The organism is Citrobacter sp. TBCS-14 (assembly GCF_005280805.1).
Lineage (GTDB): Bacteria > Pseudomonadota > Gammaproteobacteria > Enterobacterales > Enterobacteriaceae > Citrobacter > Citrobacter gillenii.
In genome coordinates, this window is the sequence record NZ_SZWM01000296.1 from 10,978 (window position 1) to 26,203 (window position 15,226).

The following is a 15,226-nucleotide window of genomic DNA, read 5'->3' on the forward strand; positions in this document are numbered from 1 at the left end:
AGATGGCTAAACAACCGGGATTAGATTTTCAAAGTGCCAAAGGTGGCTTAGGCGAGCTGAAACGCAGACTGCTGTTTGTTATCGGCGCGCTGATTGTGTTCCGTATTGGCTCTTTCATTCCGATCCCTGGTATTGATGCCGCTGTACTTGCCAAACTGCTTGAGCAACAGCGAGGCACTATCATTGAAATGTTCAACATGTTCTCTGGTGGTGCTCTCAGCCGTGCTTCTATCTTTGCTCTGGGGATCATGCCGTATATTTCGGCGTCGATCATTATCCAGTTGCTGACGGTGGTTCATCCAACGTTGGCGGAAATTAAGAAAGAAGGGGAGTCTGGTCGTCGTAAGATCAGCCAGTACACCCGCTACGGTACTCTGGTGCTGGCGATATTCCAGTCGATCGGTATTGCTACCGGTCTGCCGAATATGCCTGGTATGCAAGGCCTGGTGATGAATCCAGGTTTTGCATTCTATTTCACCGCTGTTGTAAGTCTGGTTACAGGGACAATGTTCCTGATGTGGTTGGGTGAACAGATTACTGAACGTGGTATCGGCAACGGTATCTCAATCATTATCTTCGCCGGTATCGTCGCGGGACTCCCGCCAGCCATTGCCCATACTATCGAGCAAGCGCGTCAAGGCGACCTGCACTTCCTCGTGTTGCTGTTGGTTGCAGTATTAGTATTTGCAGTGACGTTCTTTGTTGTATTTGTTGAACGTGGTCAACGCCGCATTGTGGTAAACTACGCGAAACGTCAGCAAGGTCGTCGTGTCTATGCTGCACAGAGCACACATTTACCGCTGAAAGTGAATATGGCCGGGGTTATCCCAGCAATCTTCGCTTCCAGTATTATTCTGTTCCCGGCGACCATCGCGTCATGGTTCGGGGGCGGTACTGGTTGGAACTGGCTGACAACAATTTCGCTGTATTTGCAGCCTGGGCAACCGCTTTATGTGTTACTCTATGCGTCTGCAATCATCTTCTTCTGTTTCTTTTACACGGCGTTGGTTTTCAACCCGCGTGAAACAGCAGATAACCTGAAGAAGTCCGGTGCATTTGTACCAGGAATTCGTCCGGGAGAGCAAACGGCGAAGTATATCGATAAAGTAATGACCCGCCTGACCTTGGTTGGTGCGCTTTACATTACCTTTATCTGCCTGATCCCGGAGTTCATGCGTGATGCAATGAAAGTACCGTTCTACTTCGGTGGAACCTCACTGCTTATCGTTGTTGTCGTGATTATGGACTTTATGGCTCAAGTGCAAACTCTGATGATGTCAAGTCAGTATGAGTCTGCATTGAAGAAGGCGAATCTGAAAGGCTACGGCCGTTAACAGTCGCCCGAGAAGTTACGGAGAGTAAAAATGAAAGTTCGTGCTTCCGTCAAGAAATTATGCCGTAACTGCAAAATCGTTAAGCGTGATGGTGTCATCCGTGTGATTTGCAGTGCCGAGCCAAAGCATAAACAGCGCCAAGGCTGATTTATTCGCATATTTTTCTTGCAAAGTTGGGTTGAGCTGGCTAGATTAGCCAGCCAATCTTTTGTATGTCTGTGCGTTTCCATTTGAGTATCCTGAAAACGGGCTTTTCAGCATGGTGCGTACATATTAAATAGTAGGAGTGCATAGTGGCCCGTATAGCAGGCATTAACATTCCTGATCAGAAACATGCTGTGATCGCATTAACTTCGATCTACGGCGTCGGCAAGACCCGTTCTAAGGCCATTCTGGCTGCAGCGGGTATCGCTGAAGATGTTAAGATCAGTGAGCTGTCTGAAGAACAAATCGACACGCTGCGTGACGAAGTTGCCAAATTTGTCGTTGAAGGTGATCTGCGCCGTGAAGTTAGCATGAGCATCAAGCGCCTTATGGACCTTGGTTGCTATCGCGGTTTGCGTCATCGTCGTGGTCTCCCGGTTCGCGGTCAGCGTACCAAGACCAACGCACGTACCCGTAAGGGTCCGCGCAAACCGATCAAGAAATAATCGGGGTGATTGAATAATGGCAAAGGCACCAATTCGTGCACGTAAACGTGTAAGAAAACAAGTCTCTGACGGCGTGGCTCATATCCATGCTTCTTTTAACAACACCATCGTTACCATTACTGATCGTCAGGGTAACGCGCTGGGTTGGGCAACAGCCGGTGGTTCCGGTTTCCGTGGTTCTCGCAAATCCACTCCGTTTGCAGCTCAGGTTGCAGCAGAGCGTTGCGCTGAAGCCGTAAAAGAATACGGTATCAAGAATCTGGAAGTTATGGTCAAAGGACCGGGTCCAGGTCGCGAATCTACTGTTCGTGCTCTGAACGCCGCTGGTTTCCGCATCACTAATATTACTGATGTGACTCCGATCCCTCATAACGGTTGTCGTCCGCCGAAAAAACGTCGCGTATAACGCCTCGTTTCTAGGATTGTTGGAGAAAGAAAATGGCAAGATATTTGGGTCCTAAGCTCAAGCTGAGCCGTCGTGAGGGCACTGACTTATTCCTTAAGTCTGGCGTTCGCGCGATCGATACCAAGTGTAAAATTGAACAAGCTCCTGGCCAGCACGGTGCGCGTAAACCGCGTCTGTCTGACTATGGTGTGCAGTTGCGTGAAAAGCAAAAAGTTCGCCGTATCTACGGTGTGCTGGAGCGTCAGTTCCGTAACTACTACAAAGAAGCAGCACGTCTGAAAGGCAACACCGGTGAAAACCTGTTGGGTCTGCTGGAAGGTCGTCTGGACAACGTTGTATACCGTATGGGCTTCGGTGCCACTCGTGCAGAAGCACGTCAGCTGGTCAGCCATAAAGCAATTATGGTAAACGGTCGTGTTGTTAACATCGCTTCTTATCAGGTTAGTCCGAATGACGTTGTTAGCATTCGTGAGAAAGCGAAGAAGCAGTCTCGCGTGAAAGCCGCTCTGGAGCTGGCTGAGCAGCGTGAAAAGCCAACCTGGCTGGAAGTTGATGCTGGCAAGATGGAAGGTACGTTCAAGCGTAAGCCGGAGCGTTCTGATCTGTCTGCGGACATTAACGAACACCTGATCGTCGAGCTTTACTCCAAGTAAAGCTTAGTACCAAAGAGAGGACACAATGCAGGGTTCTGTGACAGAGTTTCTAAAACCGCGCCTGGTAGATATCGAGCAACTGAGTTCGACGCACGCCAAGGTGACCCTTGAGCCTTTAGAGCGTGGCTTTGGCCATACTTTGGGTAACGCACTGCGCCGTATTCTGCTCTCATCGATGCCGGGTTGTGCGGTGACCGAGGTTGAGATTGATGGTGTACTACATGAGTACAGCACCAAAGAAGGCGTTCAGGAAGATATCCTGGAAATCCTGCTCAACCTGAAAGGGCTGGCGGTGAGAGTTCAGGGTAAAGATGACGTTATTCTTACCTTGAATAAATCTGGCATTGGCCCTGTGACTGCAGCCGATATCACCCATGATGGTGATGTCGAAATCGTCAAGCCACAGCACGTGATCTGCCACCTGACCGATGAGAACGCATCTATTAGCATGCGTATCAAAGTTCAGCGCGGTCGTGGTTATGTGCCGGCTTCTACCCGAATTCATTCGGAAGAAGATGAGCGCCCAATCGGCCGTCTGCTGGTCGACGCCTGCTACAGCCCTGTAGAGCGTATTGCCTACAATGTTGAAGCTGCGCGTGTAGAACAGCGTACCGACCTGGACAAGCTGGTCATCGAAATGGAAACCAACGGCACAATCGATCCTGAAGAGGCGATTCGTCGTGCGGCAACCATTCTGGCAGAACAACTTGAAGCTTTCGTTGATTTACGTGATGTACGTCAGCCGGAAGTTAAAGAAGAGAAACCAGAGTTCGATCCGATCCTGCTGCGCCCTGTTGACGATCTGGAATTGACTGTCCGCTCTGCTAACTGCCTCAAAGCAGAAGCTATCCACTATATCGGTGATCTGGTACAGCGTACTGAGGTTGAGCTTCTTAAGACGCCTAACCTTGGTAAAAAATCTCTTACTGAGATTAAAGACGTGCTGGCTTCCCGTGGACTGTCTCTGGGCATGCGCCTGGAAAACTGGCCACCGGCAAGCATCGCTGACGAGTAACCGGATCACAGGTTAAGGTTTTACTGAGAAGGATAAGGTCATGCGCCATCGTAAGAGTGGTCGTCAACTGAACCGCAACAGCAGCCATCGCCAGGCTATGTTCCGCAATATGGCAGGTTCACTGGTTCGTCATGAGATCATCAAGACGACCCTGCCTAAAGCGAAAGAGCTGCGCCGCGTAGTTGAGCCGCTGATTACTCTTGCCAAGACTGATAGCGTAGCTAATCGTCGTCTGGCATTCGCCCGTACTCGTGATAACGAGATCGTGGCAAAACTGTTTAACGAGCTGGGCCCGCGTTTCGCGAGCCGCGCCGGTGGTTACACTCGCATTCTGAAGTGTGGCTTCCGTGCAGGCGACAATGCGCCGATGGCATACATCGAGCTGGTTGATCGCTCTGAATCGCAAGCAGAAGCTGCTGCAGAGTAATCTGTAGTAACGTAAAAAAACCCGCCCCGGCGGGTTTTTTTATATCCGAAGCACCCCAACCTATCTATACGAACTGTACTTTTTTTGTTCACCCCCTGGGGCACTGTATGTGGTTACTGGACCAGTGGGCAGAGCGCCATATTAATGACGCGCAGGCCAAAGGCGAGTTTGATGATTTACCGGGTTCCAGTGAGCCGCTTGCTCTGGATGATGATTCTCATATTCCACCGGAACTGCGAGCCGGCTACAGGCTATTAAAAAATTCGGGTTGCCTTCCTCCCGAACTTGAGCTGCGCAGAGAAGCAATTCGTCTGCTTGATATCCTTGCAGGAATTCGTAAAGATGAGGTTCAGTATGAGGAGGTAAGTCGACGTCTTTCGCTCCTTGAACTTAAACTTCGACAGGCTGGACTCAGCACCGAGTTTTTGCGTGGGGAATATGCAGAAAAACTTCTGCATCGGATTAGTGATGATTAGCGGAGGTACCATGTATCGTATTGGCGAATTAGCTAAACTGGCTGAAGTCACGCCAGATACCATCCGCTACTATGAAAAGCAGCAAATGATGGAGCATGAAGTACGCACTGAAGGTGGATTTCGACTCTATACCGAAAGCGATCTTCAACGTCTTAAATTTATTCGTTATGCCCGACAGCTTGGTTTTACTCTGGAGTCGATCCGCGAGTTACTCTCGATCCGTATCGATCCTGAGCACCATACCTGCCAGGAGTCTAAGGGAATTGTTCAGGAAAGATTAAAAGAGGTTGAAGCCCGAATTGCTGAGCTTCAGACAATGCAGCGCTCGCTACAGCGATTGAACGATGCATGCTGCGGCATGGCGCATAGCAGCGTTTACTGCTCTATTCTCGAGGCACTTGAGCAAGGCGCTAGCGGAACAAAATCAGGCTGTTGATTTATTGAACAGTCAGGTCTACACTCGCGGCGTAAATTATTACACACTGGAGAGATTATGAGTCGTTATCAGCACACCAAAGGGCAGATAAAGGACAACGCCATTGAAGCACTATTACATGACCCGCTATTCAGACAGCGGGTTGAGAAAAATAAGAAAGGAAAAGGAAGTTATCAGCGTAAAGGTAAACAAGGAAATCGGGGTAACTGGGAGGCCAGTGGCAAGAAAGTGAATCACTTTTTTACCACTGGCCTTCTTGTTTCAGTGAGTGCTTAAGAACGGTTATTTTGTTCTTTCAGCAGGTCACGTATTTCACTCAGCAACACCTCTTCTTTTGATGGGGCTGGCGGTGCTGTTGGCTCTTCAGCCTTTTTGCGATTCAGTCTGTTGATTAGCTTGATGGCCATAAAGATAGCAAAGGCAACAATAATGAAATCAAACACATTCTGAATAAACACACCGTAGTGCATCACGACCGCCGGGATATCTCCCTGCGCGTCGCGTAACGTTAAGGCAAACTGTTTAAAATCAATCCCACCAATTAACAAGCCCAGTGGTGGCATGATGATGTCGGCAACCAGTGACGAAACAATCTTACCGAATGCCGCACCAATAATGACACCCACTGCTAAATCTACAACATTCCCGCGCATCGCGAATTCGCGAAATTCTTTAATAATGCTCATTTTATTCTCCCTATGCAGCTGACATTTATAAGTCTAACAAATGTTAAGACAATTTCCATTTATGTATTGCTGACAGGGGGATTTATTAGACCATGAAAAATAAGGGGAAATAAAAAGGGCGCTGTACTAGCACCCTCATAATTACAGAAAGAAGGGACTTGGCTGGAATAAACGTTCGACATCGGTAATAAATTTTTTATCGGTCAGGAACATAATGACGTGATCACCCTGCTCAATACGCAAGTTGTCATTAGCGATCATTACGTCATTACCCCGAACAACGGCGCCAATGATTGTTCCTGGCGGCAGCTTAATCTCGTCAATTGCACGGCCGACAACCCGGGATGTAGTTTCATCTCCGTGCGCGACAGCTTCGATGGCTTCTGCCACACCACGGCGCAACGAAGAAACGCCGACGATATCTGCTTTACGGACGTGGCTGAGCAATGCAGAGATCGTTGCTTGCTGTGGTGAAATGGCAATATCAATCACGCTGCCCTGTACCAGATCAACGTACGCCTTACGTTGAATCAGCACCATTACTTTCTTGGCGCCCATACGTTTAGCCAGCATTGCCGACATGATGTTAGCTTCGTCATCGTTAGTGACGGCAATAAACAGATCAACCTGATCAATATGCTCTTCGGCGAGCAGTTCTTGATCCGAAGCATCGCCAAAAAAGACGATCGTATTTTGTAACTTTTCAGCAAGCTCTGAAGCTCGTTGCTGATCGCGCTCGATCAACTTAACGCTGTAATCCTTTTCCAGCCGCCGAGCGAGTCCGGCACCGATATTACCGCCGCCCACAAGCATGATGCGCTTGTAGGGTTTTTCCAGACGCTGCAGTTCGCTCATCACTGCGCGAATATGTTGTGACGCTGCAATAAAGAATACTTCGTCACCTGCTTCCACGATGGTAGAGCCCTGCGGGCGAATAGGTCTGTCATGGCGGAAAATTGCCGCAACGCGGGTATCGATATGCGGCATATGCTCGCGCATAGTCGACAGTGCGTTACCGATCAGTGGACCGCCATAATAGGCTTTAACCACTGCGAGACTGACTTTACCTTCGGCAAAATTTACCACCTGTAGGGCACCAGGATATTCAATCAGCCGGTAGATGCTGTCGATAACCAGTTGCTCTGGGGCAATGAGGTGATCGATAGGTACCGCTTCGGAGTGGAAGAGTTTATCGGCATCGCGCACATAATCCGGTGACCGAATACGTGCGATACGATTAGGCGTATTGAAGAGCGAATAAGCGACCTGACAGGCGACCATATTGGTCTCATCAGAGCTGGTCACGGCGACCAGCATATCAGCGTCGTCGGCGCCAGCTTCGCGCAGTACGCGGGGATGAGAGCCATGCCCCTGCACAACGCGGAGGTCGAACTTGTCCTGCAGGCTGCGCAAGCGTTCACCGTTGGTATCGACTACCGTGATATCGTTGTTCTCGCCGACCAGGTTTTCAGCCAACGTACCACCAACTTGCCCTGCGCCCAGAATGATAATTTTCATCAGTCGCGACCCGTTATCTCATCACTTTTTGATTAGCTTAGCGTAAAAGAAGCCATCACCTTCTTCTGCACTCGGTAAATTCTGGCGGCCTGGTTGCTCAGGTGTGCCGGTTTCGCTTAATACCGCGTTTGGCGTACGCGTCAGGAAGGCCGCAATCTGCTGCTGGTTCTCTTCAGGCAGAATAGAACAGGTTGCATAAACCAGCGTGCCGCCCGGCTTCAGATGCGCCCAAGTCGCATTCAGGATCTCTGCCTGTAGTTGGGCAAGCTCGGTGATATCCCGGTCACGGCGCAGCCATTTAATATCCGGATGGCGACGAATGACCCCAGTGGCTGAGCATGGAGCATCCAGCAGAATACGATCGAACTGCTGTTCGCCACACCATTGTTGTGGAAAACGACCATCGCCCTGCTTGACGGTGGCCTTCATGCCCAAACGCTTCAGGTTGTCGTAGACGCGTGACAGACGTTTTTCGTCTACGTCGACCGCCATTACATTTGCATTCGGAGCAACTTCCAGAATATGTGTCGTCTTTCCACCTGGCGCTGCACATAAATCGAGGATCTGTTCACCGTTCTTCGGCTGCAGATAGCTTACGCATCCTTGAGCGGAAGCGTCCTGGACGGTTACCCATCCCTGCTCGAAGCCGGGCAATGCCAGAACTGACACTGGGGTTTCCAGACGCACAGCATCCGGGTAATCCGGGTGTGGGAAGCCGGTAAGACCACTTTCCGCCAGCAATGCTAGCCACGCGTCGCGCGAGTGGTGGTTACGGTTAACGCGTAGCCACATTGGCGGACGCTGGTTATTAGCCGCAAGAATGGTTTCCCACTGCTGTGGATAAGCATTCTTAATGCGTTTTACTAACCAGGATGGGTGTAAGAAGCGCAGTTCGCTTTGTGCAAACTCGGTTAACAGTTCGTCCTGGCGGCGCTGAAACTGGCGTAGTACGCCGTTAATCAGGCCTTTCAACTGCTGGCGTTTGATCACGACCGCGCCTTCCACTGTTTCAGCTAATGCAGCATGAGGAGGGATACGGGTATGCAGTAGTTGGTAGAAACCGACCATGATCAGGTAGTGGACCGTGCGCTGTTTACCCGTCATCGGGCGTTCCATCAGCTGTTTGATCATCCACTCAAGTTGGGAGAGGGTGCGCAATACGCCGAAGCAAAGTTCCTGTAACAGCGCCTTATCTTTATCGGCAACTTTCTGCTGCATGGCAGGTAGCACATTGCTTAGCGACTGCCCCTTTTCGACAACCTGTTCGACGGCCTGCGCCGCCATACTGCGTAAATTTAGATTTTTTTTCATAACCGCAAAAATAAAAATGCCCGGAGATGCCGGGCTTTAAGAGATGAACCGTCAGAGCAGACGGTTTCCAGGAACGAACCATTCCCGGCGTGAATTCAACAGGTCCTGCGCGCTCATGGCTTTTTTACCGGCTGGCTGCAAAGAGATGAGATTCAGGATGCCATCGCCTGTCGCAATCTGAATACCCTGGCGGGTTGCTTCCAGAATCGTTCCTGGTTCGGCACCTGCAGGTTTATCAATCACCGTGGCCTGCCAGATTTTGACCGGCTGCTCATCAATGACGATGTAACTCATCGGCCATGGATTAAAGGCGCGAATGCAGCGCTCCAGCTGAACGGCACTAAGCGTCCAGTCCATGCGGGCTTCTTCTTTACTTAGCTTCTCGGCATAGCTCACCAGCGATTCATCCTGGACTTCAGGTTTCGCGGTGCCCGTTGCCAACAGGTGCAGTGTGTGCAGCAGTCCCTGTGGGCCGAGTTCGGCTAACTTATTGTAGAGGCTGGCGCTGGTGTCTTCAGTGGTGATTGGGCAAGAGAGTTTGTGTAGCATATCGCCGGTATCCAGACCGACATCCATCTGCATGATGGTGACGCCGGTTTCGGTATCGCCAGCCCACAGTGAACGTTGGATGGGTGCCGCGCCGCGCCAGCGAGGAAGCAGGGAACCATGGACGTTGATGCATCCCAAGCGCGGCATGTCCAGCACGGCTTTTGGCAGAATAAGGCCATATGCCACTACCACCATTACATCTGCGTGCAGGTCAGCAACTAACTGCTGGTTTTCCTGAGGACGAAGAGAGACGGGCTGAAAAACCGGTAACCCTTTTTCTTCGGCCAGCACTTTTACCGGGCTGGGCATCAGCTTTTTACCACGTCCTGCTGGGCGATCCGGTTGGGTAAATACGCCGACGACGTTATGTCCAGAAGACAGCAGCGCGTCGAGATGACGCGCTGCAAAGTCAGGTGTACCCGCAAAAATAATACGTAGTGAGTCTGACACGTTGATTCTTGTCCTTAAGGTCGGGCGTTCAGGCGGTCAAGTTTTTCAACTTTCTGACGAATGCGTTGTTGTTTCAACGGCGACAGATAATCAATAAACAATTTACCGACCAGGTGATCCATTTCGTGTTGAATGCAGATCGCTAACAGGCCATCGGCTTCCAGTTCAAAGGGGTTACCCTCACGATCGAGTGCGCGAATTTTTACTTTCTCAGCGCGCGGTACTAATGCTCGCTGTTCGGGAATAGACAGGCAACCTTCTTCAATGCCGGTTTCACCGTCTTTTTCCAGTAGCTCAGGGTTGATCAACACCAGGCGCTCATCGCGATTTTCAGAGATATCAATAACAATGATGCGCTGATGAATATCAACCTGCGTTGCCGCTAGGCCAATACCTTCTTCGGCGTACATCGTCTCGAACATATCATCGACGATACGCTGAATTTCTGCATTCACTTCTTCAACCGGTTTTGCGATTTTGCGAAGACGCTCGTCCGGGATATGTAACACTTGCAAAACTGACATAGTTATCCAGAGTTGTGTTCAGGAGTTGGAAAGATTATTACCTCTATTCTAGACAAAACCCCTTCTGATTGACAGCATCAGTGACCAATCGCAAAGATTGCTATGACTGCTTGTGGCAGGGGGAAAAGGGATGACCCACACCGAAATTTGGTTACGTTTAGCACGAGTATGTGAACTTTATGGTGATGAGATGGTGCGCATTGCTCACTGGCTTATTGCTCAACCGTGTATTAACAAAACGATACTCCAGTATGCAGGATTCTCTCCCCGCCAGGCCGCACGTTTTTTAAGCTTTTCCGACATTGAATTGGAAAAAACGCTGCGCTGGCTGGAGTTACCGCATCACCATGTCGTTTTTGCCGATAGCGAACGTTATCCGCCGCAGCTTCGCGCCACTGAAGATTACCCGGGACTCCTCTTTATTGTTGGCGATCCCGATTGTTTACACTCTTTTCAGGTCGCTGTTGTGGGGAGCCGGCAACATTCCTGGTATGGAGAGCGCTGGGGGCGATTATTCTGTGAGAAGCTTGCCGCTTGCGGTGTGACAATCACCAGCGGGCTGGCACGGGGGATCGATGGCGTCGCGCACAACGCGGCGGTAAATATGAATAGAACCAGTATCGCCGTGCTGGGGAACGGCCTGGAAACCATTCATCCACGGCGGCACGCGCATCTTGCCGAACGTCTGATTGAGGCTGGAGGCGCGCTGGTGTCCGAGTTCCCTTTGGATATGCTTCCTCTACCGCGCAATTTTCCGCGACGAAATCGTATTATCAGTGGCTTAAGCAAAGGCGTACTAGTGATTGAGGCCGCTCAGCGTAGCGGTTCGCTGGTGACTGCGCGTTGTGCCCTGGAGCAAGGACGGGACGTTTTTGCGTTACCAGGGCCAATAGGGAACCCAGGTTGTGAGGGGCCACATTGGCTCATTAAGCAAGGAGCGACGTTGGTTACGGCTCCAGAAGATATTCTGGAGAATTTGCAATACGGTTTACATTGGGTGCCAGATGAACCTGAAAATTCAATTTATTCACCAGATCACGAAGAGGTGGCATTGCCATTTCCTGAGCTCCTGGCTAACGTAGGAGATGAGGTAACACCTGTTGACGTCGTCGCTGAACGTGCCGGCCAACCTGTGCCAGAGGTAGTGGCTCAGCTACTCGAACTGGAGTTAGCAGGATGGATCGCAGCTGTACCCGGCGGCTATGTCCGATTGAGGAGGGCATGCCATGTTCGACGTACTAATGTATTTGTTTGAGACATATATCCATAACGAAGCGGAGCTGCGTGTGGATCAGGACAAACTGGAACGGGATCTTACCGACGCTGGTTTTGATCGTGAAGACATCTACAACGCGTTACTGTGGCTGGAAAAACTGGCTGATTATCAGGATGGCCTTGCCGAACCTATGCAGCTTGCATCTGACCCTCTGTCTATTCGTATTTATACGGCGGAAGAGTGCGATCGCCTGGATGCGAGTTGTCGGGGGTTCTTATTATTCCTGGAGCAGATCCAGGTGCTAAACCTCGAAACGCGAGAAATGGTGATTGAGCGTGTACTCGCGCTGGATACAGCAGAATTCGATCTGGAAGACCTGAAGTGGGTGATCCTGATGGTTTTATTCAACATTCCCGGTTGTGAAAATGCGTATCAGCAAATGGAAGAATTACTCTTTGAAGTGAATGAAGGTATGCTGCATTAATCAATCTTCATTCAGCATGAGTTGTTATGGCTAAATCAGCACTGTTTGCGGTGCGTAAAAACGAGCCCTGCCCACAATGCGGGGCTGAACTGGTTATTCGCTCTGGGAAACATGGCCCGTTTCTCGGTTGTTCACAGTATCCGGAATGCGACTATGTCCGTCCGCTAAAATCCTCTGCGGACGGACATATTGTCAAAGTTCTGGAGGGTAAGTTTTGTCCTGAGTGCGGTGCTGAGCTGGTGCTGAGGCAGGGACGATTCGGTATGTTTATTGGGTGTAGCGATTACCCGGCATGTGACCATACTGAACTTATCGACAAACCAGATGAAACGGCGATTGTTTGCCCTCAATGCCGGACAGGCCAGTTGGTCCAGCGGCGTTCACGTTATGGCAAAACTTTTTACTCCTGCGATCGCTATCCTGAGTGTCAGTTTGTCATCAACTTCAAACCTCTGGCTGGAGAGTGTCCTGAGTGTCACTATCCACTTCTCATCGAAAAGAAAACCGCACAGGGTGTGAAACACTTTTGTGCCAGTAAACAATGTGGAAAGCCGGTCTCGGCGGAATAAAAAAGTGAATAATAACCTGCCCACAGATCCCATCGCTGCTGCGATAGCGGTTCTGAAACAAGATAAAGTCATCGCTTATCCAACAGAAGCTGTTTTCGGCGTCGGCTGTGACCCAGATAGCGAAACGGCTGTTACTCGTCTGTTGGAACTAAAACAACGACCAATTGATAAAGGCTTGATTTTAATTGCGGCAAATTTTGACCAACTCAAGCCGTATATTGATGACAGCATGCTCACTGATGCCCAACGTGATGCTATTTTCGCGTGTTGGCCAGGTCCCGTTACCTTTGTGTTTCCGGCAGCGATAACGACACCACGTTGGTTAACCGGCCGTTTTGATTCGCTGGCCGTGCGCGTCACGGATCATCCGCTGGTGGTTGCGTTGTGCCAGGCTTATGGTAAACCGTTAGTTTCTACCAGTGCTAATTTGAGTGGTCTACCCCCTTGCAGAACGGTAGAGGAAGTACGCGTGCAGTTTGGTATAGATTTCCCCGTTGTCGAAGGTGATACCGGGGGGCGTTTAAATCCTTCGGAAATCCGTGATGCCTTGACGGGTGAACAATTTCGACAGGGGTAATATGAAAGAAGCCTATGCTGTTTTTGGCAATCCAATCGCGCACAGCAAATCGCCTTTTATTCATCAGCAATTTGCAGAGCAACTGAATATCGATCACACCTATGGACGGGTGCTGGCGCCAATCAATAATTTTGTGAATACGCTGAACACCTTCTTTGCAGAGGGCGGTAAAGGGGCGAATATTACGGTTCCTTTTAAAGAAGAGGCATTTGCGCGGGCTGATGAATTAACAGAACGGGCATCGCTTGCCGGGGCGGTTAACACGCTTAAGCGTTTGGAAGATGGACGCTTACTTGGGGATAACACCGATGGTATTGGTTTATTAAGCGATCTTGAACGTTTAGCTTTTATTCGTCCCGGATCGCGTATTTTACTTATTGGGGCTGGTGGGGCATCCCGCGGGGTATTGCTCCCTCTTCTTTCTATGGATTGTGCGGTGGCCATCGTAAACCGTACCGCTTCGCGTGCAGAAGAACTGGCTCAGATCTTTTCCCATACCGGTAGCGTTCAGGCCGTGGGATTTGATGAGCTTGAGAATAACACCTTCGATCTCATTATTAATGCGACCTCCAGTGGGATTAGTGGGGATGTTCCGGCTATCCCTGCATCACTGATCAACGCTTCTGTTTATTGCTACGACATGTTTTATCAGAAAGGGAATACGCCGTTCTTGTCCTGGTGCGCATTACAGGGAGCAAAACATTGTGCTGATGGGTTGGGAATGTTGGTAGGGCAGGCAGCGCATGCCGTTTTACTCTGGCATGGCGTATTGCCGAAGACGGAACCCGTCATTAAACAGCTGCAACAGGAACTGTCCGAGTGAACCAGGCTATCCAGTTTCCCGATAGAGAAGAATGGAAGTCAGATATAGATGCTGTCGTTTTCCCGGCGATGGTTCAGGGTATGCAGCTAACATGCGCCATCAACGGAGAGGTGTTGGCGCGTCGCTTTGGCGGCAACTCGCCTGAACAGTGGATGGAAATTTTTCGGGAGCATCGCTGGGATCTGGAAGATGAAGCCGAAGCATTGATCCAGGCTCAGCAAGAAGATGCTCACGGTTGGGTTTGGTTATCCTGACTCAAATACTCGTCTTTCCATTTCACATAGTTGTTAGCTGAATACTGCAGGCCCGCTTTTTCTTCATCGCTGAGTGGGCGGATCTGTTTAACCGGGCTGCCCAGGTACAGATACCCGCTCTCCAGGCGTTTGTTTTGCGGAACCAAACTTCCCGCGCCAATCATTACGTCATCTTCTACTACGACACCGTCCAGCAGGATCGATCCCATACCGACCAAAACGCGGTTGCCAATGACGCAGCCGTGCAGCATGACTTTATGGCCCACGGTGACATCCTCACCCACGATCAGTGGATTGCCTTGCGGGTTAGATGCTGATTTATGCGTGACATGTAACACGCTACCGTCCTGAATGTTTGTGCGGGCGCCGATTTGTACGTAGTTCACGTCACCACGGATCGCGACCAGAGGCCAGATCCCAACATTATCAGCCAGACGAACATCACCAATGATGACGCTGCTGGTGTCGATCATCACGCGTTTCCCGATCTGCGGGAAAAGATCCTTATAAGGACGCAGTACATCAGACATGTTTACCTCAATAGAATAGAGCAGTAATGAAGACTTTGGTTTGATTATCGAGACTGTGCAAGCGATTTAGTTATCAAAAATCAGGCATATTGTGCAGGAATGTAGCGAAAGGGGTAAAAAACAGCCACTCAGCAAAAAAGATCTAAAAAACACTTGTGCTAAAAAATGGGATCCCTATAATGCGCCTCCATCGACACGGCGGATGTGAATCACTACACACAAACAGCCGGTTCGGTTGAAGAGAAAAACCTGAAATAAACGGTTGACTCTGAAAGAGGAAAGCGTAATATACACCACCTCGCAACAGTGAGCGAAAGCCGTGTTGCACTGCTCTTTAA

The 15,226-nt window shown here is 50.1% G+C and carries 22 protein-coding genes; 16 read left to right on the forward strand and 6 right to left on the reverse strand.

Annotated features, from left to right (window positions below; genetic code table 11):
• The first annotated feature begins 2 nt into the window (after positions 1-2).
• From secY to arfA, 10 genes are all read left to right on the forward strand, one after another.
• On the forward strand, positions 3-1,334 hold the full coding sequence (gene secY, locus FDX22_RS15075; RefSeq protein WP_001118864.1) for a preprotein translocase subunit SecY: 1,332 nt from the start codon (positions 3-5) through the stop codon (positions 1,332-1,334).
• 30 nt (positions 1,335-1,364) lie between these two features.
• Complete coding sequence (gene rpmJ / locus FDX22_RS15080; protein ID WP_000868187.1) at positions 1,365-1,481, forward strand: 50S ribosomal protein L36; 117 nt, start codon at positions 1,365-1,367, stop codon at positions 1,479-1,481.
• 146 nt (positions 1,482-1,627) lie between these two features.
• A complete protein-coding gene (gene rpsM, locus FDX22_RS15085) occupies positions 1,628-1,984 on the forward strand; it encodes a 30S ribosomal protein S13 (RefSeq protein ID WP_003031135.1) in 357 nt (118 codons plus the stop codon).
• Between the two features lie 16 nt (positions 1,985-2,000).
• Positions 2,001-2,390 (forward strand): 30S ribosomal protein S11, encoded by a 390-nt coding sequence (gene rpsK / locus FDX22_RS15090; protein ID WP_003031137.1) that lies wholly within the window; start codon positions 2,001-2,003, stop codon positions 2,388-2,390.
• Positions 2,391-2,422: 32 nt separating this feature from the next.
• The gene (rpsD, locus tag FDX22_RS15095) at positions 2,423-3,043 is read left to right on the forward strand and encodes a 30S ribosomal protein S4 (protein WP_003031138.1); all 621 of its coding nucleotides are present in this window, start codon (positions 2,423-2,425) and stop codon (positions 3,041-3,043) included.
• 25 nt (positions 3,044-3,068) lie between these two features.
• A complete protein-coding gene (gene rpoA, locus FDX22_RS15100) occupies positions 3,069-4,058 on the forward strand; it encodes a DNA-directed RNA polymerase subunit alpha (RefSeq protein WP_096755434.1) in 990 nt (329 codons plus the stop codon).
• Between the two features lie 40 nt (positions 4,059-4,098).
• Positions 4,099-4,485, forward strand: a complete 387-nt coding sequence (gene rplQ / locus FDX22_RS15105; protein WP_042395993.1) for a 50S ribosomal protein L17 — start codon at positions 4,099-4,101, stop codon at positions 4,483-4,485.
• A gap of 107 nt (positions 4,486-4,592) precedes the next feature.
• Positions 4,593-4,961, forward strand: a complete 369-nt coding sequence (locus FDX22_RS15110; protein ID WP_146717414.1) for a DUF1992 domain-containing protein — start codon at positions 4,593-4,595, stop codon at positions 4,959-4,961.
• Positions 4,962-4,971: 10 nt separating this feature from the next.
• Positions 4,972-5,397, forward strand: a complete 426-nt coding sequence (gene zntR, locus FDX22_RS15115; protein WP_045448272.1) for a Zn(2+)-responsive transcriptional regulator — start codon at positions 4,972-4,974, stop codon at positions 5,395-5,397.
• A gap of 57 nt (positions 5,398-5,454) precedes the next feature.
• Positions 5,455-5,673, forward strand: coding sequence for an alternative ribosome-rescue factor ArfA (arfA, locus tag FDX22_RS15120; protein WP_096755436.1), 219 nt, complete (start codon positions 5,455-5,457; stop codon positions 5,671-5,673).
• Here the strand turns inward: arfA and mscL are convergent.
• From mscL to def, 5 genes are all read right to left on the reverse strand, one after another.
• Entirely contained in the window at positions 5,670-6,083 is a 414-nt protein-coding gene (mscL, locus tag FDX22_RS15125; protein WP_096755437.1) for a large-conductance mechanosensitive channel protein MscL, read from the reverse strand. The genes arfA and mscL overlap by 4 nt on opposite strands.
• Positions 6,084-6,224: 141 nt before the next feature.
• Positions 6,225-7,601, reverse strand: a complete 1,377-nt coding sequence (gene trkA, locus FDX22_RS15130; protein WP_096755438.1) for a Trk system potassium transporter TrkA — start codon at positions 7,599-7,601, stop codon at positions 6,225-6,227.
• A gap of 21 nt (positions 7,602-7,622) precedes the next feature.
• A complete protein-coding gene (gene rsmB, locus FDX22_RS15135) occupies positions 7,623-8,912 on the reverse strand; it encodes a 16S rRNA (cytosine(967)-C(5))-methyltransferase RsmB (RefSeq protein ID WP_096755439.1) in 1,290 nt (429 codons plus the stop codon).
• A 51-nt stretch (positions 8,913-8,963) separates the two neighbouring features.
• The gene (gene fmt / locus FDX22_RS15140) at positions 8,964-9,911 is read right to left on the reverse strand and encodes a methionyl-tRNA formyltransferase (protein WP_115257341.1); all 948 of its coding nucleotides are present in this window, start codon (positions 9,909-9,911) and stop codon (positions 8,964-8,966) included.
• Between the two features lie 14 nt (positions 9,912-9,925).
• Complete coding sequence (gene def / locus FDX22_RS15145) at positions 9,926-10,435, reverse strand: peptide deformylase (protein WP_096755441.1); 510 nt, start codon at positions 10,433-10,435, stop codon at positions 9,926-9,928.
• Between the two features lie 130 nt (positions 10,436-10,565).
• Between def and dprA the strand changes: the two genes are divergently transcribed.
• Genes dprA through FDX22_RS15175 form a run of 6 tightly spaced genes read left to right on the forward strand, consistent with a single transcriptional unit; the run spans position 10,566 to position 14,358 of the window.
• Positions 10,566-11,690 carry a DNA-protecting protein DprA gene (dprA, locus tag FDX22_RS15150; protein ID WP_135911305.1) on the forward strand — a complete coding sequence of 375 codons (1,125 nt, stop codon included), beginning with the start codon at positions 10,566-10,568 and terminating at the stop codon, positions 11,688-11,690.
• The gene (gene smg, locus FDX22_RS15155) at positions 11,662-12,135 is read left to right on the forward strand and encodes a DUF494 family protein Smg (RefSeq protein ID WP_003031162.1); all 474 of its coding nucleotides are present in this window, start codon (positions 11,662-11,664) and stop codon (positions 12,133-12,135) included. Before dprA ends, smg begins: the two co-directional genes overlap by 29 nt.
• A 26-nt stretch (positions 12,136-12,161) precedes the next feature.
• A complete protein-coding gene (locus FDX22_RS15160) occupies positions 12,162-12,704 on the forward strand; it encodes a type I DNA topoisomerase (protein ID WP_096755443.1) in 543 nt (180 codons plus the stop codon).
• Between the two features lie 4 nt (positions 12,705-12,708).
• Positions 12,709-13,281: an L-threonylcarbamoyladenylate synthase type 1 TsaC gene (tsaC, locus tag FDX22_RS15165; RefSeq protein ID WP_096755444.1), complete on the forward strand. Its 573-nt coding sequence runs from the start codon at positions 12,709-12,711 to the stop codon at positions 13,279-13,281.
• Position 13,282: 1 nt separating this feature from the next.
• On the forward strand, positions 13,283-14,104 hold the full coding sequence (gene aroE, locus FDX22_RS15170; protein WP_146717415.1) for a shikimate dehydrogenase: 822 nt from the start codon (positions 13,283-13,285) through the stop codon (positions 14,102-14,104).
• Positions 14,101-14,358, forward strand: coding sequence for a DUF1488 domain-containing protein (locus FDX22_RS15175; RefSeq protein ID WP_115257344.1), 258 nt, complete (start codon positions 14,101-14,103; stop codon positions 14,356-14,358). Before aroE ends, FDX22_RS15175 begins: the two co-directional genes overlap by 4 nt.
• Here FDX22_RS15175 and FDX22_RS15180 read toward each other — a convergent pair.
• Positions 14,334-14,888, reverse strand: a complete 555-nt coding sequence (locus FDX22_RS15180) for a gamma carbonic anhydrase family protein (protein WP_115257345.1) — start codon at positions 14,886-14,888, stop codon at positions 14,334-14,336. The two genes, FDX22_RS15175 and FDX22_RS15180, sit on opposite strands and share 25 nt — an antisense overlap.
• Positions 14,889-15,226: the final 338 nt, after the last annotated feature.

Excerpts from the sequence above, each read along its gene's own strand:
- secY (WP_001118864.1), top strand. The coding sequence starts at position 3 with ATGGCTAAACAACCGGGATTAGATTTTCAAAGTGCCAAAGGTGGCTTA.
- rpmJ (WP_000868187.1), top strand. The coding sequence starts at position 1,365 with ATGAAAGTTCGTGCTTCCGTCAAGAAATTATGCCGTAACTGCAAAATC.
- rpsK (WP_003031137.1), top strand. The coding sequence starts at position 2,001 with ATGGCAAAGGCACCAATTCGTGCACGTAAACGTGTAAGAAAACAAGTC.
- rpsD (WP_003031138.1), top strand. The coding sequence starts at position 2,423 with ATGGCAAGATATTTGGGTCCTAAGCTCAAGCTGAGCCGTCGTGAGGGC.
- rpoA (WP_096755434.1), top strand. The coding sequence starts at position 3,069 with ATGCAGGGTTCTGTGACAGAGTTTCTAAAACCGCGCCTGGTAGATATC.
- rplQ (WP_042395993.1), top strand. The coding sequence starts at position 4,099 with ATGCGCCATCGTAAGAGTGGTCGTCAACTGAACCGCAACAGCAGCCAT.
- FDX22_RS15110 (WP_146717414.1), top strand. The coding sequence starts at position 4,593 with ATGTGGTTACTGGACCAGTGGGCAGAGCGCCATATTAATGACGCGCAG.
- zntR (WP_045448272.1), top strand. The coding sequence starts at position 4,972 with ATGTATCGTATTGGCGAATTAGCTAAACTGGCTGAAGTCACGCCAGAT.
- arfA (WP_096755436.1), top strand. The coding sequence starts at position 5,455 with ATGAGTCGTTATCAGCACACCAAAGGGCAGATAAAGGACAACGCCATT.
- mscL (WP_096755437.1), bottom strand. The coding sequence starts at position 6,083 with ATGAGCATTATTAAAGAATTTCGCGAATTCGCGATGCGCGGGAATGTT.
- trkA (WP_096755438.1), bottom strand. The coding sequence starts at position 7,601 with ATGAAAATTATCATTCTGGGCGCAGGGCAAGTTGGTGGTACGTTGGCT.
- rsmB (WP_096755439.1), bottom strand. The coding sequence starts at position 8,912 with ATGAAAAAAAATCTAAATTTACGCAGTATGGCGGCGCAGGCCGTCGAA.
- def (WP_096755441.1), bottom strand. The coding sequence starts at position 10,435 with ATGTCAGTTTTGCAAGTGTTACATATCCCGGACGAGCGTCTTCGCAAA.
- dprA (WP_135911305.1), top strand. The coding sequence starts at position 10,566 with ATGACCCACACCGAAATTTGGTTACGTTTAGCACGAGTATGTGAACTT.
- smg (WP_003031162.1), top strand. The coding sequence starts at position 11,662 with ATGTTCGACGTACTAATGTATTTGTTTGAGACATATATCCATAACGAA.
- FDX22_RS15160 (WP_096755443.1), top strand. The coding sequence starts at position 12,162 with ATGGCTAAATCAGCACTGTTTGCGGTGCGTAAAAACGAGCCCTGCCCA.
- aroE (WP_146717415.1), top strand. The coding sequence starts at position 13,283 with ATGAAAGAAGCCTATGCTGTTTTTGGCAATCCAATCGCGCACAGCAAA.
- FDX22_RS15180 (WP_115257345.1), bottom strand. The coding sequence starts at position 14,888 with ATGTCTGATGTACTGCGTCCTTATAAGGATCTTTTCCCGCAGATCGGG.